Annotated in this window: 17 protein-coding genes and 1 pseudogene; 8 read left to right on the top strand and 10 right to left on the bottom strand. The window is 44.7% G+C overall.

Going from position 1 to position 23,396, the window contains the following annotated elements; all coding sequences use genetic code 11:
- The first annotated feature begins 120 nt into the window (after positions 1-120).
- Positions 121-1,093: pseudogene (gene trpS, locus sps_RS13875) on the top strand (tryptophan--tRNA ligase).
- 35 nt (positions 1,094-1,128) lie between these two features.
- Here the strand turns inward: trpS and sps_RS13870 are convergent.
- Positions 1,129-2,103, bottom strand: a complete 975-nt coding sequence (locus sps_RS13870) for a WD40 repeat domain-containing protein (RefSeq protein WP_237157837.1) — start codon at positions 2,101-2,103, stop codon at positions 1,129-1,131.
- Between the two features lie 225 nt (positions 2,104-2,328).
- Between sps_RS13870 and sps_RS13865 the strand changes: the two genes are divergently transcribed.
- Positions 2,329-3,333 (top strand): hypothetical protein, encoded by a 1,005-nt coding sequence (locus sps_RS13865; protein WP_077753073.1) that lies wholly within the window; start codon positions 2,329-2,331, stop codon positions 3,331-3,333.
- 103 nt (positions 3,334-3,436) lie between these two features.
- On the opposite strand, the gene sps_RS13860 is transcribed toward sps_RS13865, so the two are convergent.
- Positions 3,437-4,138, bottom strand: coding sequence for an oxidative stress defense protein (locus sps_RS13860; protein ID WP_077753072.1), 702 nt, complete (start codon positions 4,136-4,138; stop codon positions 3,437-3,439).
- 348 nt (positions 4,139-4,486) lie between these two features.
- Between sps_RS13860 and sps_RS13855 the strand changes: the two genes are divergently transcribed.
- Positions 4,487-5,209, top strand: coding sequence for a hypothetical protein (locus sps_RS13855; protein WP_077753071.1), 723 nt, complete (start codon positions 4,487-4,489; stop codon positions 5,207-5,209).
- A gap of 221 nt (positions 5,210-5,430) precedes the next feature.
- On the opposite strand, the gene sps_RS13850 is transcribed toward sps_RS13855, so the two are convergent.
- The 6 genes from sps_RS13850 to sps_RS13825 form a co-directional block, all read right to left on the bottom strand.
- Positions 5,431-7,677, bottom strand: a complete 2,247-nt coding sequence (locus sps_RS13850; RefSeq protein ID WP_077753070.1) for a DUF6351 family protein — start codon at positions 7,675-7,677, stop codon at positions 5,431-5,433.
- 203 nt (positions 7,678-7,880) lie between these two features.
- Positions 7,881-9,968, bottom strand: a complete 2,088-nt coding sequence (locus sps_RS13845) for a methyl-accepting chemotaxis protein (protein WP_077753069.1) — start codon at positions 9,966-9,968, stop codon at positions 7,881-7,883.
- Positions 9,969-10,102: 134 nt separating this feature from the next.
- Positions 10,103-11,242, bottom strand: a complete 1,140-nt coding sequence (zapE, locus tag sps_RS13840) for a cell division protein ZapE (RefSeq protein WP_077753068.1) — start codon at positions 11,240-11,242, stop codon at positions 10,103-10,105.
- Between the two features lie 156 nt (positions 11,243-11,398).
- A complete protein-coding gene (locus tag sps_RS13835) occupies positions 11,399-13,066 on the bottom strand; it encodes an insulinase family protein (protein ID WP_077753067.1) in 1,668 nt (555 codons plus the stop codon).
- Complete coding sequence (locus sps_RS13830; RefSeq protein WP_077753066.1) at positions 13,063-14,502, bottom strand: M16 family metallopeptidase; 1,440 nt, start codon at positions 14,500-14,502, stop codon at positions 13,063-13,065. The genes sps_RS13835 and sps_RS13830 overlap by 4 nt, the downstream gene beginning before the upstream one ends.
- A gap of 8 nt (positions 14,503-14,510) precedes the next feature.
- Positions 14,511-15,434 (bottom strand): LpxL/LpxP family Kdo(2)-lipid IV(A) lauroyl/palmitoleoyl acyltransferase, encoded by a 924-nt coding sequence (locus sps_RS13825; RefSeq protein WP_077753065.1) that lies wholly within the window; start codon positions 15,432-15,434, stop codon positions 14,511-14,513.
- Between the two features lie 241 nt (positions 15,435-15,675).
- On the opposite strand from sps_RS13825, the gene sps_RS13820 reads away from it, so the two are divergent.
- A complete protein-coding gene (locus sps_RS13820) occupies positions 15,676-16,500 on the top strand; it encodes a hypothetical protein (RefSeq protein WP_077753064.1) in 825 nt (274 codons plus the stop codon).
- 190 nt (positions 16,501-16,690) lie between these two features.
- On the top strand, positions 16,691-17,176 hold the full coding sequence (locus sps_RS13815) for a TetR family transcriptional regulator (RefSeq protein WP_077753063.1): 486 nt from the start codon (positions 16,691-16,693) through the stop codon (positions 17,174-17,176).
- An 85-nt stretch (positions 17,177-17,261) separates the two neighbouring features.
- On the opposite strand, the gene sps_RS13810 is transcribed toward sps_RS13815, so the two are convergent.
- On the bottom strand, positions 17,262-17,528 hold the full coding sequence (locus tag sps_RS13810) for a hypothetical protein (protein WP_077753062.1): 267 nt from the start codon (positions 17,526-17,528) through the stop codon (positions 17,262-17,264).
- Between the two features lie 349 nt (positions 17,529-17,877).
- Here sps_RS13810 and sps_RS13805 point away from each other — a divergent pair, with 349 nt between their 5' ends.
- Positions 17,878-18,465 (top strand): hypothetical protein, encoded by a 588-nt coding sequence (locus sps_RS13805; RefSeq protein WP_077753061.1) that lies wholly within the window; start codon positions 17,878-17,880, stop codon positions 18,463-18,465.
- 12 nt (positions 18,466-18,477) lie between these two features.
- Positions 18,478-19,560, top strand: a complete 1,083-nt coding sequence (locus sps_RS13800; protein ID WP_077753060.1) for a rhomboid family intramembrane serine protease — start codon at positions 18,478-18,480, stop codon at positions 19,558-19,560.
- A gap of 261 nt (positions 19,561-19,821) precedes the next feature.
- Here sps_RS13800 and sps_RS13795 read toward each other — a convergent pair whose 3' ends face one another.
- Positions 19,822-21,234: a MipA/OmpV family protein gene (locus tag sps_RS13795; RefSeq protein WP_237157836.1), complete on the bottom strand. Its 1,413-nt coding sequence runs from the start codon at positions 21,232-21,234 to the stop codon at positions 19,822-19,824.
- Positions 21,235-21,483: 249 nt separating this feature from the next.
- Here sps_RS13795 and sps_RS13790 point away from each other — a divergent pair, with 249 nt between their 5' ends.
- Positions 21,484-23,286: an assimilatory sulfite reductase (NADPH) flavoprotein subunit gene (locus tag sps_RS13790; RefSeq protein WP_077753059.1), complete on the top strand. Its 1,803-nt coding sequence runs from the start codon at positions 21,484-21,486 to the stop codon at positions 23,284-23,286.
- Positions 23,287-23,396 lie beyond the last annotated feature (110 nt).

Raw genomic sequence — 23,396 nt, 5'->3', positions numbered from 1 at the left:
ATGCAAGTAAAATCAAATGCTAACCCCAATCTAAAACCAATCGATTCGATCGAAGTAAGCTGTTCAAATAAACATGAACCGCTTCGGGCTGAAGCCGAGTTAAGCGCGACAAAAGAGAAGGTGCTAACGGGGGATCGCGCTACGGGTCAGCTGCATTTAGGCCATTATGTCGGCTCTTTGCAACAGAGGGTCAAGTTGCAAGATGTGTATCATCAGACAATCTTAGTGGCAGATATGCAGGGCCTGACCGATAATGGTCATCAGCCGCATAAGGTGGCATCGAATATTGTTAATGTGGTGGCCGATTACCTTGCCGTTGGAATCGATCCTTTAAAGACCAGGATCTGTCTGCAGTCTGCTATTCCGGCGCTGGCTGAGCTCACCATGTACTATTCTAATCTGGTATCTATTGCCAGACTAGAGCGTAACCCCACGGTGAAAAATGAGATCCAATCTAAGTCTTTTGGTCGCAGCATTCCAGCGGGTTTCTTAACCTATCCCATCAGTCAGGCGGCCGATATCACGGCATTTAATGCCACTTTGGTGCCAGTTGGGGAAGATCAATTACCTATGTTAGAGCAGACTAATGAGATCGTCAGGAGGCTGAACCATATTGCAGGTCGCGGCGTCTTAAACGAGTGTAAGCCTCTGTTGAGTAAGGTTTCCCGTCTGCCCAGTACCGATGGTCGCAGCAAGATGTCTAAATCTATGGGCAATTGCCAGTGAGCGGGAGATAGCTAAGGCGGTCAAGTCCATGTATACCGACCCTGAGCATCTGCGTGTGGAAGACCCTGGCAAGGTGGAGGAAAATGTGGTGTTTACCTATTTAGATGCATTTCATCCGGATGTCGATTATATCAATGGACTGAAGGAGCGGTATCGCAGTGGCGGTCTAGGGGATGGCACTACCAAGAAAATTTTGGAGGAGTGCCTGCAGGAAACCTTGAGACCGATTCGTGAACAAAGAGCCGTATTTATCGATGATAAGGCGCAGCTGATTGAGATATTAAAGCAAGGGACCGAGCAGGCTCAGGAAGAGTCGAATCGAGTGCTAAGCTCAGTGAAGCAGGCGTTCGGTTTAAATCTGTTTTGAATCACTCAATGTTTAACTATTTCTAGATAATGGGGTCAGTAGTCCCAGTGTTCCAAGGCGCCGTCCGAGCTTAAGGTCACTAGCTGGCCGTCTGGGCTTATGGTCATATCCAGCACTGTGGCTCCGGCGGTAAACGCCGTGATGTTCCAGTGCTTCCTTTCCTTACCTGAGTTGATATTCCAACTCATTATTTTCTGCTTTGAAGTGGCGGTGATAAGTGTCTTGCCTCGGTCGACAAATAACGCCTGCCTAAAATAGCTATAGCGTCCCAGAAAGCTTAACTGGCCGATACTCTCCCCAGAGTGCGAGTCGGCTATGATGTGATTATCTAAGGCATCGGCGATAAATAGTCTACGGTCAGCTTCATCGAAACTGATGCTGGTGATACGTTGTGGCAGGCTAAAGTCCTTGATAACTTGTCCATTACTACTGGCCCAAATGAGTGCATGTCCATCATGGGCTGCCGATAATATTCGTTCGTCGTATGAGTTAAATTCCGCATGGCCGACAGGGCCATCATGGAGCTTAAACATAGACAATTGCTTGCTCTGGAGATTGACGGTGAGCACTGAGCCTTCACTCATACCTATAATGACTCGCTTTCCGCTTTGACTCAGGTACAGGCTGGAGATGCTGGCATCGGTATCGAAGCCTTGTGCAAGCCAGGAGACCTCGAGTTGACCGCTGTGGAGATCAAATATTGAGATCAGATGCTTTCCCGCCGTCGCCAGATACTGATTATTTCCTGAAAGTGATACCAGGTAAGTGGCCTCACCGAAGTCTTGTGCCTGCCATCGATGTAGCAGAGCTTTGGAGGCGTTACTCCACACTGACAGCTCTCGGGTGCGGCTTAAGGTGACAGCAAGTTTGGCATCCCTGGACAGCTCTGCATCGATCAAGTTGTCATTAACATATCTATGAATTGAATCTGGTACCTGTTTGGCTATGGGTTTACTACAGCCCATGCTAGTCAGGCAGAGACTAAGTGATATTGCCAATAGAAGTTTCACGTAGCCTCCTTTGTTGTGATGATTGCTCGTTTTTATTCGCTTCATTAGTTTGTCACAAATGTGTGGCCATTGTTAGTTTGGATCTCATAGGATAAAGAACTGATAGCATTAAAATTTATATCACGTTTATCCATGTTGCAATTGATAACAGTGTCACGAAATTCGGGTTAATTTAATATTCCTCGCAAGTTTTAAAAAGTGCATTGATTTTACAGGATATTTATCATGCATTACGGCCTTAAACCTAAGTATTTAGGTGCCTTAGTTTTTGCATCGGTTTATGATTTATGGGCGGGTTACCGCCACAGTTCGAATCATATACTCAGAGATATAGGTCAAGGCTTCGGTCCAACCATCTTTGGTGTGCATACCTATGTCTGGGTCATGCTTGTGTTCATCGTTGTCTTGTTATTTGCCTCTGTGCTCTTGGTGTTACAGGGAGATAAACTCAGCGAAAAAGCAGATAAACATCGCTGGACAGCCCTTAATTCGGTGAGCTTACCTGCTGAGATAAAGGGACTAGTTACCGGAGTCAGCTATAGCTCGGTTCGTGATATGCATACTGTTGTGATTAGCAACAACGGGGTCTATTTCTTAAGTGGCGATCTTAAGACTGTACTCGCATCCGTATTGCTCGATGGTGCTTTCTCGGTTGAGTTCTCAAATCTTACTGCTGTGGTATTCGATGGTGATTCAAGTGTACTTATTACCACAGATCATAAGAGTTTTGTTCGTCTTGCCTATGATGAAATTGCAAAAGTTGAAGATAGCTATTGGCTATTTATGGAGGGTGCAGACGGGGTGAGGGAGCTTAAGCGTAGCCGATTTTCAACGGTGAGAGCTAAGTATAATTATATCGCTAGCTTGGGGTGGGATGAGAAAAAGCAGGAATATCTAACCATCACTCTACCGGTGAAGGTGCGTAATAACTTTGTTGTTTCACGCTTAAGCGGTGAAGACTATGAACTCAATAGCGAAGCGAAAATAGGCAATACTTCTGGTGATTACCCTATGATCATAGGTTTAGTCCTCGCTGAGGATAAAGCGTATTTGCTTAATCACACTAGTCATCAAATCTTGGTTATGGTTATGGTTATGGCAAGCAATAACCTGGAGTCTGCCATGGCTTTTTCTGGAATCGAAAACCCACAAGGCTTGACGTTAGTTAATGGCCAATATGCGATTCTTAGTGGTATTGAGGGTAACAACAGGCTGACTTTCTTAAAATAACCTACCAAGGAAGATCATTAAAATGAGCCTATGGAAATCAATCCATAGGCTCATTTTAACTATATCTCTGTCTGTAGGAGAGTATTAGGCTTTTAGCTGAGTCTTACTTTAGTTTATAAATTACTTCGACTCTGTCTCGGATGCTGACCTGGCCCTGTTGATAGCTCTCGGCAACGTCATAGCTAGGAGCGGCATTCATCCTATACATCACTGGTTGAACCGGGCGCTGATTTAAGTAACGGATCTCCCAGATCCCCTTGATCTTTTCACCGAATCCTTCGGCAAGTTTCTTGGCTTTTTGCTGAGCATCAGCGATGGCAGCCAGGCGAGCTTTATCCATGTACTCCTCTTCCTTGCTGGTCTTGAGGGCTATGCTGTTTATTTTGTTGATGCCCTCTTCGAGCGCCGAGTCTAAGATCTCATTAAGGCGAGACAGATCATCGACTGTGACGATCAGACTTCTGCTTGCGCTATAGCCTGTCAGCTCTGCGGGCTTGTCTTTCTGGTAATGATACTGTGGCTGCAAATTTAAGTTGGCACTCTGGATCTTGTCTCTCGAAATCCCTGCTTGCTTTAAACGGGCAATAAATTTGGCTACAGCCTTGTCAGAGGTGTCTTTCGCGGCCTTAGCAGTTTTCTCTTTGACTGCGACTTCGACATTGATCTCTGCCATATCAGCTTCAACCTCGAGCTGACTGCTTCCCACTGTTTCCAGATGAGGGAAATTTAGCTCAGCAGCTTGAATAAGGGGAGAGGTAAAGATAAGGCTGCCAGATATCAGTGCGGCTACTAGTGTTTTGTTCATGCTTAATGACTCCAATCTTAATAATAAAAAGTAAAAGCTCTGAAGTTATAAACGCATGGAAAACAGAAAAGGGTTTTATTTTTCGTGATTTTTTAACGCTGAAAGAAGTGCCACCATAGGAATTTAGTGTATAGGGGGAACTGCTATTTATTCATGACTCTTGCAACCTATGCATCAAATTGTTACCCACCAGCCATTATAGATTGTCTTTCTAAGATTAAGATATCAAGATGTTACTACTTAGTTGCCGGTTTGTTTGCTTCTAATTTCTTTGACTATACTTTGGCTAACGGCGACAGCGATTAGCTGTTTTTACTCGAAACAATTAGCGAAAGTTATGGAGATGGTATGTATTTTATAAGAAGAAACCTGCTGTTAGGTTTAGCCATTGTCTTATGCTACCTAGCTGTCATCTTCTACACAGGCAAGCTTGAACATGTATCTCTGTCTGATGAGGCTCATGTATACGGTACCGAACAGGCCTATGGCAGAGTCGCCGTAGAGCACAGAGTATCGATGTCTGATATTCGTGCAATAGCTCAAGTTCAATTAGAAAAACCTCAAAGTCCCAGTTCTGAAACAAAAAATACTATCGCTATAAGTAGTTACAATGAATTTTCCAGTGTGACTAACCCTGCTATGGCCGAGGTAGGCACAAATAATTTAGGTCGGGGTGTTAAAGCTAATCTGTCCAATACCAGTGGTATTAAAACCGGGGATATTAAAAGCAATGATAAGGTGAATACTCGAGAGAGTGTGACAGCTAGGCTCGAAGCCTTGAGAAAACTACACAAGGATCCTAATTATAAAGTTGAGCTTGAGAAGAGACGACTATCTAGTGTGCTTAATACGGCTATTTTCCTCTTAGGAATAACTATTATATCATTGGTACTGAGTGGGGAAAATCAGAAGCGAGAGTTCGATGAGAAGATGGTATTTTTGTCGGCGTTAATCTTAATTGATTTTGCGTTTATTGCCGGTCAATACACCATGTTAATGCCCTTGATAGGCTTAGCAGTACTCTATAGTAGACATTATTTAAGCACTAATTTTACCCCCCATCAGGAGTAAAAGACTTAGGTTTTTGTCGATAACCCCAGCATGACCCAAGAAAATGTGAACATTTCTGAGCTGCTCCCATTTCCTATAACATCTGCACAAATTGGCCACTAATCTATTTCTACAGCTTACTTTTGCTAAAGTAAGCTGTCCCAAAGTAAGTTATTATTCAAAGCGGCTTAACATGAGATTACTAAGATAAACCGCATAATAACAATGACATTAATATCCATTCAGTGTTCAGATTTTTGTCTGCTGCCAGCAGCCATAGGTGATTGATTGGAGTGCTTGTTTTTTCGGGCCTGTAGCGTCGGTGTTAAGCCGAGATCTGGCTTACCAATATCACCTTGGCTATAGTCACAAACCCCATCGGGGAATATATTCTCTAATTGACCCTGGTAAGCCTGCATGGAGACATTACCGTATAAACCTTGTTCTATGGCATCACCAACAGGAATACGTCCACACTTGAAGATACTGCCGGCCCAGGGACCCCCAGCCTGTACACGAATATTGCTGTAGATGGGGTATATTTTACTGCATTTTCCCGCTGGCTGATTGTTCCACTTACCATCCCAAACATCTTCCCCTTCAAATTGCACCTTACCCTGATAATCTATGCAGGCATCGGTTAAATCTATGGGTTTGCTGGTGATAGGGTCTTTATCTTCGGAGGCCCTTATGGCCAATAGCCATCGATCAAGAAATGCTATGCCTTTATCGATAGGAATGTGATCTTTATGGGATATCCATACCACTTGGTTCTCATTGTGTCCTTGATATTCCTGGATCCTTAGTCGAGTTTCGAAGGAGGCTAAGGTGTGGTGCATATTAAGATCATCTTCCAAATAGTGACGGATCTCCAAGATAGGAAGCTCGGCCTTGCCGATGAAGATTTGTCCATATTTATAGCCATTGCCGATCGCTTGGGGATCGGATGGTTTTCGTTTAGCCACATGGGATTTAGGCTCGGTGATGTTATTTCGGCTCCACAGGCTTAACCAGATGGGAAACTTCATTCCCAATGGAGTGAAGGCTGTCTCTTTGCGCATCTTGTCCTGGGGAACCCATGAACCGATATACTGATTGAGGTGAATAAACTCATCTATGCTTATATCGCCTTGCTGCATCGCCCTCAGGCCATATTGAACGCCTTCATTTCCCCAGGTTGTGCGTGCAAAACCATTATTGTCAGTGCCGTAGATCTGGGCTAGATCTTGCCAGTAAGTCCAGTTGACCTGCTCTTTAACCTCATCGGAGAAGTAAGGCTTAACGAAGCCTTGCTTAGGGTTGTAAAAGAAAGTTGCGGCGATAAACCAGGAGTAGACGCATTCGCTACTGCCATTGGGCATGGAAGGCCAGGCACCTGCAAACATTTGATTAAGGGGGACTAAGAAGGTATAGGGATGATCGAAACCATTAATACCATTCATGCCCTCGATATTCTCTCTCTGCTCCCAGTCTTTCCACTTGCTATTGCCGTTATCCGTGACATTAAAGTAGTGCTGCAGCAGATCGCAATCTAGCAGAAATATCGATTGTGACACCATATCTGGGAAGCTATAAATTGGCATTAGCCCATCTAAAACCCCTGTGCTGTTTTGGGCAATAAGGTACTGGGCGAGTCCGCCACCTGAGCCACCGATACCTAAGGTATAAAGTGGCTCGCCATAGAGTGAAATAAATTGTGCCTTGACTCTTCTGGCAGTATCTTCGGCGAGTAGCATGTTATAGCTGTAGCTGGTATTGTTGCCACTTGAACCTATAACGGCATAGCCTTGTCTTAAAAGGGTATGCCGACGATTAATAAATCGGCTAGCCCCCATCTGTCCCTGTCGAAAACCTATACTGGCTCCGCCTTTAAATTGATAGATGAGTTTATTATTCCAATATTGTTTAGTGTCCCTATCTCCTAAGCTGGTCTCGGGGACTAACATGGCAATAAAATAAATATAGCGGTTGATGCTCCCTCTCTCTAAACGAAAGATCTCAGGAACAGGTTTTCCCTTGATCTCTGTGATTGCTATCTCAGATCTTGCTGGTGGATTGTCGAGGTCATAGCTACGTATTTTATCTGTGCCAGTTAAGGTGTAGAAGTAGTCGATTCTTGAAGTGACCATACAGTCTTTGCTATAGCCAATTTTCTTGTCGTTTTCATCGTAAACTTTGACACCATAGCCCTCTTGATTATCCACCAGAGGTTGGCCTATTCCAGCGTCTAAGGTCATGCAGTAAAAAGGATATTGGCGCTTACCCGAGTAGAGGCTATCGGCGGGGCCTACTTCACCGAGTTCGATCGGGAAAGGGTAGGTCTCTTTGGGTCTTGGGGTGAGACTTATATGTTTATCTATTTGTAATAATAGATTTTCTTGATCCATGGGTGCAATGGAGATGACCTGGCGTTTTACCAGAGGGTCTTGTCCACAGGCGGTTAAACTGCTTGTTAAAACGAATAATAATATCAAGAGTTTTCTGCTCATTTCTAACTCCCGTCTTTATGTAGTTCTCCTCTTAAGTCTTGTTCGATTCGATAAAAAAGCAATAAATATGCTGAAAAAAATTTAAAAATATACCAGATCTAAACCCGCAGTAAATAGTGCATATGAACGCCGTTTACTCACGGGCTTTGGGCTCATATTATGAGCCCTTTAGTGGTGTGATGTAGACGAAATATCAGCTGAAGTCAGTATCGGAAATGATTTATTTTCTCGTTGACCTCATCTACCAGTCTGGCAGAGCTGCTGCTTTCCTCTTGGGCCGAAACCGCTCCTTGTGCCAGAGATTCGGCGGCGTCATTAATGGCTACTATGTTTCGATTAACCTCTTCGGTCACTGCGGCTTGTTCCTCAGCCGCGCTGGCAATTTGATGTGCCATATCCTGAATTTTACTACTTTGATTATTGACTTCATCGAGCTCGAATACGGCTTGCTTAGCATGGGTCAGGCAGGTTTGGCTGAGTTCTTTGCTTTGAGACATAGTATTCACCGCCTGTTTACTCTTGCTGCGGAGGGAATCTATCATCTGCTGGATCTCGTCGGTAGAGTCCGCGGTTCGGGTCGCTAATACCCTGACTTCGTCGGCAACTACGGCAAACCCTCGACCTTGTTCACCGGCTCTAGCGGCTTCGATGGCGGCGTTGAGTGCTAATAAGTTGGTTTGTTCTGAGATGTTGCGGATCACATCTAAGATAGAGCCAATACTCTCAGTCTGCTTCTCAAGATCGATTATCTCATTAGAGGCATGGTTTACATGTTCAGACAAAGACTGCAATCCATCGGCGTTAGCTTTGACCACCTCCTGCCCTCTGGAAACAGATTCCTGAGTCGTAGATACTGAATCGGCGGTGACCTGAGCATTATCGGAGACACTGTGGGCGGTGGACGACATCTCATTGGTGGCGGTTACGACTTGCTCTATCTCCATCTGCTGCTTGCTTATCTGTTCTCTTCCGGACTCTGATAAGCCAGCATTACGTTCGGAACTTAGGGTTAGTTCACCCATGCTTTTAGCGACATCTGAGACAATAGAGCGAACATTGGCAATAAAGGTATTAAGGTGAGCGGCAAGCTGACCAGTCTCGTCGCTACGTTTGATTTTTATTTCTTGAGTTAGATCGCCACCAGATTGGGTCAAATTAGCGACCACATCGACCAATTCTCGAATGGGTCGGTTGATAGAGCCGGACATAAACCAGATGAGTAGCATGCCTAAAAGAGCAGCAACAAAACCTACAAGGAGTTGACCGTTAAGGTTAGAGGCAAAGCCTGTTTCCAACTGTTCGACTATTTCATTAGCCTTAGTTAGTGCTAGCTCTTTTGGCACTTGTATTAAAATCTCCCACTGGGCATTGGTGCCAGTCACCGCAAATGTTTTACTGGCGATAATACTGGTGTCACTAATGGATGTTTGTTGCTTCTGTCTGGCCGACATTAGACCGGTAATATCTGTGTTAGTGGCGACCTTACTGATGTTGTCCTTATTAGTGCTGTCGGCACTGACGAGCCCTCTGGGACTGAGAATTATCACCCTAGCGGCTCCACCATAAAGGTTTGAGGCCGCTTGAGTTGCTAGTTGTTGGAGGAAGTTGAGTGAGTAGTCGACCCCAACCATACCAACGTAGCTGCTGTTACGAATAATAGGTGCAACAAATGAGCTGAGTAGGGTATCCACCCCTTGAACCTTATAGGAGGCGGGATCGACAACACAGGGAGCGCGGCTCTCCATTGGGCACAGATACCACTCAGAGTTTCTTATTCCGGTAGGGGTTAATTTTTCAGTGTAGAAATCACTTAAGGGTTGGATATCTATCTTCCCCGAGGCCGAACGTGTCCAGTAGGGGGCGAACTTGCCATCGGGTTGCGAGTATTTGTTGTCAGTATTAAAGGTATCTGAGCCGTCGAATTTATCGGCTTCCCAACCCGTATAGATACCTAAGATGTCGTGATTGTTTTCCACTAAATTCTTAAGCATGCTGTTGACTTGGGCCCGGGTTAGCCCAGGTGCTTCAGGGAATAATCCTCCAGCAACAGAGGTAGCAATATCCATGGCATGGTCAAAGGCAGCATTGATTTTCAGCGCCTCTTGCTGCGTGGATAAATTAATATTTTCAATTACTTGCTCTTTGGCTTGATTGAGCACGCTGTTATGTACTTCATGGCGCAGTGATTGGTTCGACAGATATCCATAGCCTATGATTGCTATGGTTACTACGAGTAAACTCGCGGTACCGAAGAGTAATATCTGATGTCGAATACTGGAAAATTGAATCATTGTGCCCCCTAGCGAAAATCTATCTCTTAAATACTAGTTCACTATCATGAATTCAGTAGCTCTGAAGGAAAAATAGCGTTAAACCAATATCTTTACTTAGATTGGGAACAATAGAGCGTTTATTGCTTAGAGGCTCAAGCCACTAGTCGATTCGAGCTAGCGGCATATTCTTTGGATTGCATTTCTTGTAAGCGGCTGAAGGTTCGTCTGAACTCGAAACTCAGTGCACCTTCGCTGTATAGTTCCTCCAGAGGAACCTCGGCTGACAGGTAGAGATTGACTCGCTGATCATAAAGTTCATCTATTAATGCAATAAAGCGCCTGGCTGGATCGTCACCCACAGCGTAGGAGAGTTGACGTTCACCTGTTTCGGTGGCGATAGAGCCATCTTCCGTGCCTCTGGCACGGATCCAAGATTTAGGCTGACCGCCGAGCACGGGAATATCGCTGACGAAAAGAGTATCGAATCGACTGGCCAATTCAATATAGTCAAGTTGAGATCTGGGGCCATCGCACAGAGCATCGAAGCTAAACCAGGCCTGGTTATCACTGACTCTGATGACAGGTATGTTTCGGCCTAAGATCTTTATCGACTCATTGGCATGGGAATTCCCATCAGTTTTCGAAGTAAAAAATTCATTAAAGTCGGTTTGATGGGCTAAGAAGTATGTCTGTTTAAATTCCAGGGAGCGCAGCCGATGATCTTCCATGCCATCTAAGTGAAACTCGTTGCAGTGAGCCTGTAACAAAGTAATCGTAGGTAAAAAGCGGTCTCTTTGCAGCCCTGATTCATACAGGCGGGGGATAGGTATGTTGGAGGTGGCGACTAAGATCACGCCTTCTTTGTATAGCGCTTCGAACAGGGTGCCGAGGATCATGGCGTCACCTATGTCAGAGACGAAAAACTCATCGAAGCAGATCACCTCACACTCTTTGGCAATTCGTTTAGCGATGCGAACTAAGGGATCCCTTTTACCGGATTCAGCCAACATCTCTTTATGGATCCGCGCCATAAATCGATGAAAGTGCAGTCTCAATGTATGCTCTTTACCTAGGGCGTCGCAGAAAAGATCCATTAACATGGTCTTACCCCGGCCCACATCCCCCCAGAGATAGACTCCTTTAATCGAATTTGCAGGAATCGCTTTGCGTGGTGAGTTGAGCTGTTCGAACAGATTATCGAGTAAAGTCACCGCCTGCTCTTGCTTGGGGTCGAAGCTAAAGTCTAGCTGAGTTAATTTCTGCCGATATTTAACGAGAGGAGAGAGGCTCATATTGACTGGATATATCGATTGGGGATGGGCGCAGTATATCAGTTGTGCCGTTTTAAAGAAGAGACAACTGATATGATTTGATTCAGTGAATGCTTAACTCTATACATCAATTGGTATTATCTGTTACCCGTTAGCAGCTGAGGGGCCTAAAGTAACTTAAGGTTCTATCTTTTCAATGTGCCAGTCGGGTAATTTATCTCTTAGATCGCCACTAATTTTATCGGCATCGCCTCTGAGTAAGATGTAGGGAGGTTCGCCGAAAACAGACTGAGACATTTGCATTAGCTCATTATCGGTCAATTCTCTTATCTGATTTTGAATATTAGCTAAGTCTTTGCTGCTGCGTTTGAGTGTCAGTTGTTTAATATACTGTATTTTACTCGAGTACTGGGACTGCATGGTTAGCGTGTACTTACTTTCCTCAAAGGTCTTCAATGCCGATAGTTCGGCGCTTGCTATTTCTTGTTCGGTGGTGAGTTGAAGGTGAGCTAGAATGCCTGATACAAATGCCCCTGTGTGCTGCAGTTGTGTGTTGCCATAAAACTTGAGTGTACGAGATTGAGGGTTATCGAAACAGCGGCCATAGATACCATAGGTGAGTCCTCGCTTTTCTCTCAAGTCATAGTAGAGACGACCTGAAAAACTGCGACCCAGCCAATCGGCGAGTAGCTGGCAACTTAGGGGATGGCTAGATGAAAATTCATGCTCCAATGTATCAGAACTAGAACTAGCTGAAAGTGGTAGTCGATATCCCACTCTCACCTGTGTCTGCACGGCACCTGGTGCATCTATCAGGTAGATGGTCTTGTGTGTATTGAGAAAGCGCTTAGTATCATTTTTTTCCGGAAAATTTGTTGATGCAATAGGGGCTCTGGTGTTTTTATTCTCACTAATATTTGGTGCGCGAGTTAACTGTTTGGCTAATATTCTAGCCTCTTCTATCAAGTCTTCCTGAGTAAGGATATTGGATTGGACTGGTTCGGAGACTCGTTCATTCGATGGCCGTGACATAAACAGATGCCAGGTAGCACCTGCTCGTATCTCTTGCTGTAGCTCAGATAGCTCGCTAAGGCTTAGCTCATCCTGAAGGTCTTGATTGTTGAGTGCCTGATTATAAGGATGCTTATTTCCCAATATAATATTAGCCCATACTTTATCAATTTCTGCACCGCTATAGGCATTGATATGCTTATTGAGCCTTAGCTTTCTACGGACATTATCTATATCAATATGCTCAAATGCTGACTCCTGCCAACTGCCGGCGAGTATGCTCAGTGATTGTGGTATTTCTTCGGCTGGGCAGGCCATTTTTATGCTAATGCTGTGCATTTTTGCTCTAATTAGAAGGCTCTCGATACATGAGATTTGATGCTGAGTCGCTAACCAGAGTGCGTGCTCATTGAGTGCTGTATTGAGAATATCTATGTTGTTAAAGGGCTTGTCTGAATTTATCAATACAAGCTCGACATAATTAAGCTTTGATGGGCTAGCCGGGAAGAGATGCAGGGTAAAGTCAGATACCAGTAAATGAACTTCCGGAGCCCATGATTCGGTATTTAGGTTCAATTCAGGCCGGACTGTATCTTGCTGCTGTTTTGAGGGAGTCAGTGAAGGTAGAGACTCTGTAGTTGGAGATTGTTGATGTTGGGAGTGTAGACTCTGCAACTGAGGTGCTCCTTCGAGCTGGTTAAATGTTGGTGTTACCGCAGGCTTCTCTTCGGTGAACACTAATTTTGTCTGTTGGCAGCCAAAGAGCGACAGTAACAGCAAGATGCTAAGTAGGTATCTTGACAAGTTAACGCTATGTTTATTAAAGCAGATCATAAAGCACTATCCTCTAAGCTGTCGGTTAGCCCACCGGGAAGCCATTCCAGTAAGGCTTTCCCCCACCTGATATACCAAGGTGGCAGTAGGTCTAGCCTTACATAGCCGTGAGAAAAGTAGCGATTGGCTACCCTCTGAATATCGGCTGCCGACACTGCATTTATGCGTTCCCAGGGGCCAGTTAGAGGAGCAAGGCTATCTTGAGGTAAAGTTGCCGATAGAGCCCTTGCCAATGAAGAAGGGCTATCGACTTGCCTGAGTTTAAGGTTGATCCATTGGGCCTTCAATTGAATCAGTTCGCTCTGGCTTACTCCTTGACTGGTGACTTCATTTATCATCTGCTCGATATTCTCTGCCAGTTGGTCGAGAGAGCTTTTGGCCCTTGGCACCATGACCAGGTTGGTAACCCCCATATGCTCCATGGATAAAGGTATAGAGTAGGTGAGCAGTTGATCCGGATCTTTTAAGCCACTTTGCTTGATGATGCTATTTCGATTTTGAAACAGATAGCCTTCGAGTAAAGTGATGGCTGCAGCATCACGATGAGCTTGTCCTACGGTATGCCAGGCAAGCAGTATTGCGGGCCAGGGGCCCCGGCTGTCGATGACCTCTCCGCGAACGGGCTTGTTGTCAAAAATGTACTCTTGATGAGTCTTAACGGCTGTGGAAGGTTGAGTCCAGTCTCCGAAGAGTGAATGAATCCAATCTGTGGTTTGAGCCGGAAGGCCACCGACTATGCTGAGCTGCATAGCGTCCGGGCGATAATGGTTTTGATGGAATTGATTTAGGCTTGCTGTAGTCGATTGTACTATATCTTGCTTAGAGCCAATAACCGCATGTTGATAGGGGGAGCCTTGGGCTTGCTCTAATAGAAACTCCATCGCCTTGCGCACATAGGGCTGATTATCTATGCTGGTGGCCATCTCCTCTAACACGGTCGCCTGCTGATTTGTTACTGTCTCTTGAGTTAAGGCTGGGCGAATGAAACGGTCGGCTTCTAGCCATAGAGCGAGCTCGAGGGCTTCAGATGGAATCGTCAAATAGTAGTTGGTGAAATCGAAGAAGGTAGAGGCATTGAATTGGCCGCTGAGTGAGCTCATTGTCTGGGCGTAGCTGTCGCCGGGGGCATTTTTACTGCCCTTAAATAGCATGTGTTCAAAAAGATGTGCATAACCGGTTTGTCCGGAATTTTCATCTCTGGAGCCGACACTGAACTGGCTGGCAATAGACACACTCAAGGTGTTATCCATGGGGAGTAATCTTATCTGGAGTCCATTGTCTAATGTCTGGTAGTCGATTTTTTGCTCTAATTGGTACAGAGGCGCTGCCAGTTGCTTCAGACTCAACTCTTCTGCCAAGGTGTTAGGGCTTATAAAAGCGTATAGGCAAAAAGTGTAGGCTAGCAGATAATTTTTAAGACTGAATTCCATTTTCATTTTATCACTTAATATACCGAAGGATCATCCTTGTGAGGGCGTGTCTTGAAGCGGCGATGTAGCCACATATACTGACTCGGACAGCGGTTAATTATCCCTTCGATGATCTTATTGCCTCGCTTAGCATCTACAACCTCATTTTCCCCAGGGAAGTCATCGAGGGCTGGCATGATCTCTATGGTGTAGCCTTTATCATCGGCATTTCGGACCACACTGAAGGGCAATACCTTAGCCTTGCCCAATCGTGCCAAGGTGGTAGCCCCTGTGATCGTTGCCGCTTCTTGCATGGCGAAAAAGGGAATAAAGGTGGCACTGGAACGGCCGAAATCTTGATCTGCCGTGTACCAGATAACATCCGGGTTTCTCAGACAGCGCACCATCTTACGCAGATCTCGTTTAGACACTAGCGCCTTATTAGAACGCAGTCGTCCTCTAACCTGGAGATATTCTAGGACTGGGTTGTTGTGTGGACGGTAGACACCTACGCCGGGCTGAAACTGACCAAAAATTCTTGCGCCCATCTCCAGGGGCAGACAATGCACGGCGAACAGGATCACCCCATGGCCGTCATCGAGTGTATTTTCGACATGTTCTTGGCCAGTTATAGTCATGTGCTTTTGCACCTTAGCATCGGACCACCACCAGGCATTGATAGTATCGAAGATGGCCTTACCGGTTTCTTTAAAATTTAGCTTCAGTAAGTCTTGACGCTCGCTAGCACTCATCTCGGGGAAGCAAAGTTCCAAATTACGCTTGGCAGTGTTGACTCGACTGCCCATGGCGGCTTTTGCTAATCGGCCTATAAGACTACCAAGTTTCATCTGTAGCCATAGGGGGAGTAGTTGTGTCAGACGCATCAAACCTATACCGAACCAGAGTAGCCAGTATTTGGGGTGATACAGATGTGTTGAGAATTGGGCTTTTTCTACCACGGAAAACTCTAATATGAGAATAAAGAGCGTTTATTCTAACGTAATTAGTCCTATAAAAGTTGAAAATCACTGAATATTCTCACTGCTACTGGTCAATAAAATTAGGTACAATCATGTAATAACCCTAAAGATTAAGAGCGTGTTTTATGAAGGTTTCTCTGCTCGAATTTGCACTATCTGAGCTGGTGAACGCTGAGGTCTTCTTGAGTATTGAAATCATCAGTTCCCTTAAGGTTGAACTGTGATTTGGCTCGCACTGGTTTTGAGTCCTAGCCTTTATTGGACCGATGTCGGGGTGAAGCAAGCACTCGTGTGTCAGGTGACGCAGATGGAATCCTGTCTCGCTAATTTATCTCCTCATGTGCGGCAACAGCTGCCGAGCACTGCAGATGGGCTTAATCATGCCATGGGGCTGAGAGGAGCCATGGTGTTACCTGTTGCGGACAGAGATATATCGGGCCTGATACTCATCTCTCCTTCTTATATCCCGAATAGCATTTTGGTAGATCTTTCAGGTGAGCTGCATTCTTTCCCCTTAGTTGAGTCGAAAAAAGTGACTCTATGGCATGAACTCGGTCATCTAGAAGCGGCAAATTTAGTAGGTAAGGGGCTGATGGGGAAGCTTTCAAGCTATCAACACGAATGGGTTGCGGACTGCTATTTAGTTTGGCGAACGGCGAGAGAAACACTAGGATTAGACTTGGCCTGGCAGCAATATCACAGAAGAAATATCGATGTGATGAAAGATGTGTCCTTTATGTCTCATTGGACTGTGCCTGTGTTATCTCAATTGTTAGGCCATTATAGCTTTGAGGAGTTAAATCGATTTAGGACTTTCGAATCCTTGATGAGTGATTTTTTACCTCAACTCGAGCAATTGGATCAAGATACTCTGGATGAATTCTCCAGTTTAATACATAGGAGTTTCAGCACTCAAGCATCGCTACACCTTCCCAGTTATATGTATTGGCGTAAGCCAGCCCTTCGTCAGTATTTTGAGTCTACTTTAGTGAGTTTGCTTGGAAGAAACGGCGCGAACCAATGGCTGCAGCAGCAAAGTATGTAAATAGATACTGAGACAAATCCTGCTTTTTAAGCTGACCTCCTAACTTTTCAAACTGAACCTTAGCTGAACAAGTATCCGATACCTCAGCCAAAGGCTTAGTTACTCAAGTATTCGCTTATGTGGTTTGGTAGCATCTTAGAACTAGTAGGGTACAAAAAGTAAGTATTGAATTGAGATTGGGGGAGCAGTTATGGCCAAACGTTCAAAAGCGCAAACCGAGCAAACTATAAAGCAAATTTTGGATGAGGCGTTACAGCAGGTTCTATCGATTGGCTATGAGTCCATGTCCTATACCACCTTGTCTGAGGCGACCGGGATCAGTCGTACTGGCATCAGCCATCATTTTCCTCGTAAAGCAGAGTTCTTGATCCGTTTAGATGCCAATATCGCAAGTCTCTTTATTCATGATTTGGACTTTTCGACGCTATCGGCATTGGAAACATCTTGGATGAAAGCCCTTGGGAGCCATCGTTTCTGCGCCGTATTACGTCTATTTTTTAGCCTGTGTGGCTATTCTAATAAAGATATCACCATGTTTAAGGCGATAGATACTGCCAGAGATACCGCAATATCAAATTTGGGCTCACTGGGAGAAGGCACCTTCAATGATCTGCTGGGAAGAAGTGCGGTGATCTTGCTATCTCAAGGCTGTGGCGTTGAGGCTGAGGCGGCATAGGCTATTTTGCAGAACAAAAAAGGAGCTTTATGCTCCTTTTCTTATTGAACTTATTGATACCTAGGTGGATATCTGCAGATTTTAATTATCGATTCTCGCGCAACACTAGAGTGGGATTAAAATCGATATCACCCTCACTGTCTATGGTGACCAATTGTCCATCCTGTCTCGCCACTGCGGTTTTTTCATTTTTGGCTTGTCTGACGAATAATAGCTGATAGCCAAGTTTTGCCAGGGTATAAAACGCGAATCTCTGTGCTGTTGAGAGCCTATGCCAGTGCTGGTCTATGTTTGGCTGAGTGATCCTTCTATCATCGAAATCTGCGAAAGAACTGATGGCCGATGCTTGCATATTAACAACTCCTTGTTACTCACTCATGAATATTCTTGAATCTGGCATTATATAACCAGATGCCGATATTTTATGCAAGCGGGTTTGCTGTTTTAACCTTAATGACTGAAAAACACTATGTTCTTCTGGCGAAAAGGACTCTTTTGTATCTGTCTTTCAGTTGGTTAGGTGCGAGGCTTTGATCTTGGCTCGTTTGTAAAATCATGGATTAAGGCTAGCAGATATGTAGGGGCTCAGTTATTCTTTCCGGTGTTTAATCCTAGAAGGCTTCATATGTACTCGATTTGATTCACGAGGTTATGAGCCTACATTTGTTCATTAGGTGCAACATCAAGGAGTCGTGCACGATATGGAGATCAAACCTAAGCCACTAGCTACAACTGAAACAGTAAAACGTTTTCCGCAACTTGATAACCGAGAACTGATAAAAACCAGTTTTTGGATCAGTCAGGTCTTTATGATCATCGCGACTATCGTCGGTGTCTATTTAGCTGCTCAAGAGGGCTTATCCCAAGCATTAGCTTTCGATAATCTGACCAATAAACAAAATAACTATTACTTACGTCACGCACTCTATGATGAAGTTAGTGATAACGTTAAAACCATCAATGAATATGCTGATCTTATTTCTGCTAAATCTCCATATGATCTCAAGGCGATTCATCCTCAAATGGCATCTTTCATCTGGGAAAACATGCGTTTTTCTCCCTATACCTTGGAAACGCCGAGTCGGATATTGTCTGAAACCAGACGCTTCTATATGGAGTCGAAGGAAATAGTAACTAAGATAGAAAATCGTTTTTATGGGGCAAAGTACGGCGCTGAACAGTTAAAAAAATTAACTCAAAGAGTCACTGAACAAACATTACCGGCATTGAAAAACAATTATTCAGCCCTGGCAATAGAGCTGAAAAGTGCCGATATTATCGTCGAGTAAAAGGATTTAGAGATGACAATGAAATGTCCAGGATGCAGTAGCATCCAGATGAAAGTGTATGACTTTCACGGAGAGGAAGTCGATAGTTGCCAGGCTTGTGGTGGCATTTGGTTTGAAAATGGTGAGCTTAACCGAGCACTCTCTAACGCAGACAATGGCGATGACTGTGTGCGTGTTGAAGAAACTCTAGGCCAGCACTTAGGGCATTCTAAGAGACAGTGTGCCCATTGTGATTGCACCATGGAGCATTACCATCTGATGGATGGTTATCAGATTGAGCTTGATGTTTGCCATACATGTAGTGGGGTCTGGATAGATGAACATGAGCGAACTAAAGTGGTTCAATCGCCTAAGGTTAAAGCGTTATTGGCTGAGTTAGATGCCAAAATAAGCACCAAGACCTGGTTGTTTCAGTTTCTTTCGCAAATGCCTGTGGAATTTAATATTAAGCCTAAGCGTCAACCATCGATCACTTATCTATTATTAGCATTGAATATTTGTATCTTTGCGGCATATGGTTTCGATTTTGAGATGACAGACAGTGTGTTTGATCACTTTGCCATGCGAGCTAGTGACATTGTCAGCGGCACTCATACATGGACCCTGTTGAGTCATATGTTCCTCCATGGGGACCTGATACATCTTGCTGGCAATATGTATTTCCTCTATGTGGTAGGAGACAATCTTGAAGACTCTTTAGGACGATTACGATTTTTAGGCCTATATCTCCTATGTGGTCTTGCTGCAGCGGCGGCTCAAATTGCTGCCGATCCAACATCTGGTATCTATATGGTGGGAGCCAGCGGTGCCATTGCCGGGCTGTTTGGCATGTATTTGCTCTGGTTCCGTCATGCGAGTTTGACCTTTATGTTTGTCGTTTATCAGAAGAAATTGAGCCCTATGGCATTTTTTGCTATTTGGTTGGTGTTCAATATTCTTGGTTTAATGATGGCAGGGGAAGGCGTTGCCTATTGGGCGCATATCGGCGGATTTGTGGCCGGGCTTATCATAGGTACTTTATTGAAAGGCAAGGTGATGGAAAGTAACCCTATTTTGGCTATGCTCAATGAGCCCGAGGTGAAGGTTACGCGTTAATCCTTGATACTTTTGGGTTGAAAAACTAAAAAAGGCTGCGTTTGCAGTAATGCCGGTAAGTTAAGAAAAAATATTGATAAAATAAGGGCTACAGGGGATTTAATCTAAATCTGGCTGTAGCCCTTACTCGTTCTGCTGTTAGTCAATGATTGCTACACAAATTCCGTTAATTCAGAAAGTGAATAAAAAGTGATTATCTATGCAAAATAGTGACTAAGTGATCGGCATTACTGCGTTTGCAGCCTTTTTATCGATAACAGGTTAAAAGTGCCACTGCAGGTACAAAGATTGGTAGTTACTCCCCCCACCAATGCGGCCAAAGGCTGAGCTTTTCTCATAGATACCGGATCTGTGGTGTATGCTGTAACCCAGCCACATCTTGTCCATGGTGCGGTTATTAAATAGATCGCCCATATTTACATCTAAGGAGAAATCCAGATAGTTAAGAAGTTTGGATGGCTTATAACCTTTTTCTTCCAGCTCCGAGCCTTCTATATATGTGACGCTTGATACATAGGATAGACCTTCCGCGACACCCAAGCGCCATCTAGGGCCAAATTCGAAGGTGTAGAAGGCTTTGATCGCGACGACGCCTTCGGCCAGGTTACTCTGTACCTCGGAGTCATGATGCCAAACTAAGCCAGGTGTGAAGTAGAGTTCAATAGGAAAGTTAAACAGAGTGTCGGTGAGACGCGTACCGTAGAATACCGAAGTGAATTGATTATTATAGGGATCTGTTTGGGTCTGCCAGGAGAAGATAGCGTTCAGGTTCGAAGGCGTGGCCCAGCCATGTGCAACACGGATAAACTCACCATCGCTGCCATTAGAGGCTGAAACTCTCGATTCGACCTTAGTGGCCTTGCTCTTAGCGCTTTTATTACTGAAGTCCGGAAAGAAACCGAAACCGAGAAAGGATTCAAATTGATATTGAGTATCCATGGTCGGCAGGTTAGCCGTCTCATCATCTATACGACCCACACCAAACTGTCCAAGTAGATACAAGTTGCTATAGAGGTGATATCTGGTCTTAATGCCTGCATTAAATTCAATCCCGCCACCCGTTTCATATTGATCTAAGCCGTAATAGTGTTGGTTGAAACCTGCACTCTTCCATTGAAACTCGGCATAGGGGTTAAGATACCAATCGCCATATTCCCAATGATATTGAGTTCGGGTATAGCCATAGCTACGCTTATTTGAGTCAGACATGAAGGCAACGTCAAATTCCCAGGCGTCCAGGAGGAAGCGATATTGTAGGCCTAAGTCGAAGGCCTGAGATTGAGATTCATTCTGGAGTTCCTGTGGTATGTCGACGAAACGAAAGCGGGTATAGAGGTTAACCTGATGCTCATCATTCTTCCACAGATGTGCACCGGCTTCCATGCCGTTGATGAAGAAATAATCGTTGCGATATTTTATCATCGGTAGCACATCGTATACCTCGTCATCTTCCGCAACAAAGGGAATATCCCCCCTTCTCACGCCTATCCCAAGCCCCCAGTTTTCCGTCTGGAATTGAGTGGCATAAATTTTAGCTGGTGGCTCATCAGCTTGAGACGCTTGCGTATCACTGTGCTCAGATGATTGTGCCAACCCGCTAAATAGCGCTAGGGATAAGGCGAGAGGTTGAGCAAACAGTTGTGTTGACGATAGGAGTAAAGAATGATTATTCATAGGGTTGTTTTTAGAGGTCTTTATTTGGCTAGTATAAAATGAAAACAGAAAGTTAAAAGAATTATTATCTCTTAACTTATCTGTATCTATGCTGAATGCAATCACAGATTAATCAATTTGCTGCTCTCAGTGTTCAAAAATAACCCGGCCTATATTCCAAAAAAGTATTAAAAATCAGATTTTATTCTTTTTTGCTTTTCTTGATAGGCGCTAAGCTAACTGACATTACACTGATATAGGGCCGTACCCATGTTGTTAAAAGAGCTTTCATCACTCGCTTCGCCACTGTCAGAAGTGCAGGTGAATAAGTTAAAGCAGCTCACCGCTGAGCTGAGTGCCGTGCAACTTGCATGGGTAAGCGGATATTTATCTGCTACTGCCGAGCAAGGAGTTAATCCTCTTGGTAGCGAAACTGTTGCTCAGAGTGCTCCGGCACAGACCATTACTATTTTATATGGTAGTCAAACTGGTAATGGTCGTGGGGTAGCAAGTGAGCTGGCTGCGAAGGCTCAAGCCCAAGGGTACGCCGTTAATCTTGCTTCTATGGGGGATTACAAGATCCGTCAACTTAAGCAAGAAACCATATTGCTAGCCGTTGTGAGTACTCATGGAGAAGGCGAAGCGCCTGATGATGCCATCGAACTGCATAAGTTCCTGGCATCTAAGCGAGCGCCTAAGTTAGAAAACCTAAACTATTCCGTGTTGGCTCTAGGAGATTCGAGTTATGAATTTTTCTGCCAGACAGGTAAAGACTTTGATGACCGCCTATCTGCATTAGGCGCTAAGCCACTTCAAGCTCTGGTTGAGTGTGATGTTGACTATGAATTGACCGCTGATCAGTGGCACGAGAGTGTGCTGGAAGCCGTTAAGCCGCTCATCGAAATTTCAGGTGCGAGTGTTGTTTCTCTGTCTGGTACGGGCATACCAGGTGCAGCAACAAATGAATTTACTAAGCAGAAGCCTTATACTGCAGAGCTTCTCGTCAGTCAGAAGTTAACGGGCCGAGATTCTGATCGTGACGTAAGACACGTCGAAATTGACTTAGGTGAGTCTGGGTTGAGTTACCAAGCCGGTGATGCACTAGGAGTTTGGTTTACCAATACAGAAACCTTAGTCGAAGAGCTACTAACTAAATTATCCCTGAACGGTGATGAAGCCGTTACTGTGGGCAAAGATGCACTATCTCTCAAGCAAGCCTTAATCGAGAAAAAAGAGCTGACTCAGCTTTATCCCGGTCTGATTAAAGATTGGGCCGCACTTAGTGGAAATGCTGAGTTAGTTAGTATTAGTGATGACAAAGAGCTGACTCGTCAGTTTGTGCGAAATAATCAGCTAGCGGATCTAGTCTCTAATTACAGCGCAGAAGTGACCTCTACTCAACTGTTAGCCATGTTGCGTCCTATTACACCTCGCCTCTATTCAATTGCTTCTAGCCAGTCCGAAGTCGAGTCTGAAGTACACTTGACCGTTGCCTTAGTCGAGGATAAACGTGAAGGAGAATCAAGGTTTGGTGGTGCTTCACAGTTCTTAGCTCAGGCAGATGAAGGGGCAGAGGTAAAAGTTTATGTCGAACCTAATAAGCATTTCAGACTGCCAGAAAGCCCTGAGACGCCAGTGATTATGGTGGGGCCGGGGACAGGTATTGCACCGTTTAGAGCCTTTATGCAAGAGCGTGCGGCTCAAGGCATCGAAGGCAATAGCTGGCTTATCTTCGGTAACCCACATTTCGAGCAGGACTTTCTCTACCAAACTGAGTGGCAGCAGTACCTTAAAGATGGCTCGCTATCTCGGATTGATTTAGCTTTTTCTAGAGATCAAGCTCACAAGATATATGTGCAGCACAGAATCGCCGAGCAAGGTGAAGAGCTATGGAAATGGCTTGAGTCCGGCGCGCATTTCTATATTTGTGGTGATGCAGAGCGTATGGCGAAAGATGTCCATCAGGCATTGTTGGATATCGCGGTGAAGTTTGGTGGTAAAACCGAAGAAGAGGCCGAAGCCTACTTTGAGAACTTACGCAGCGACAAGCGTTATCAGAAAGATGTCTATTGATATTTAGAAGCCTTGCCGGGTCTGAGCACCCGGTGATGGGATCTTCTGTTTAAACCTAATATAAGATGCGGTGCCTATTAAGAGCGTCGCACAGAGATGAGTGAGGCGAT

The organism is Shewanella psychrophila (assembly GCF_002005305.1).
GTDB classification, from domain to species: domain Bacteria; phylum Pseudomonadota; class Gammaproteobacteria; order Enterobacterales; family Shewanellaceae; genus Shewanella; species Shewanella psychrophila.
This window is presented reverse-complemented; position numbering and strand designations above follow the sequence as displayed.